2 protein-coding genes are annotated in these 586 nt (G+C 44.2%); both read right to left on the bottom strand.

Annotation, left to right across the window (positions count from 1 at the left end; all coding sequences use genetic code 11):
- Window positions 1-37 precede the first annotated feature (37 nt).
- A complete protein-coding gene (rplV, locus tag A3738_RS08020) occupies window positions 38-370 on the bottom strand; it encodes a 50S ribosomal protein L22 (protein WP_068473663.1) in 333 nt (110 codons plus the stop codon).
- An 18-nt stretch (window positions 371-388) separates the two neighbouring features.
- Window positions 389-586 (bottom strand): 30S ribosomal protein S19 (rpsS, locus tag A3738_RS08015; protein ID WP_068763511.1); only part of this gene is annotated, 198 nt, incomplete at its 5' end.

Here is a 586-nt window from a genome sequence, read left to right as displayed (position 1 = left end):
CCATTAGGATGTACTTTCTGACCCATCTGTGTATCTCCTAGTTATCGGCCACTTTGACCGTGATATGACAGGTGCGCTTAAAAATACGATCAGCACGACCCTTCGCACGAGGACGGATACGCTTCATAGTTGGACCTTCATCAACAAAAACTGTTGATACTGTAAGATCGTCAACATCAAGACCGTCATTGTGCTCAGCGTTTGCGATTGCTGATTCCAACACCTTCTTCATCAATTGTGCAGCTTTCTTAGTGCTAAAAGACAATGTCTCTAGCGCTTCTTCTACACCTTTGCCTCGAATCTGATCTGCTACCAAACGCGCTTTCTGAGCAGAAATTCGAGCACCTCTATGCTTTGCAGCTACTTCCATCTCTAAATCCTCTCAGAATTAACGCTTAGCTTTCTTATCAGCAGCATGGCCGCGATAAGTACGTGTAGCAGCGAATTCACCTAGTTTATGGCCTACCATATCTTCAGTAACAAAAACCGGAACGTGTTGACGACCGTTATGTACTGCAATTGTAAGACCTACCATCTCTGGAAAAACTGTTGAACGACGAGACCAAGTTTTAATTGGCTTCTTGTC

It is taken from the genome of Oleiphilus sp. HI0066 (assembly GCF_001635725.1).
The sequence above is the reverse complement of the archived record's forward strand: the minus strand, read 5'-3'. Positions and strand labels throughout refer to the sequence as shown.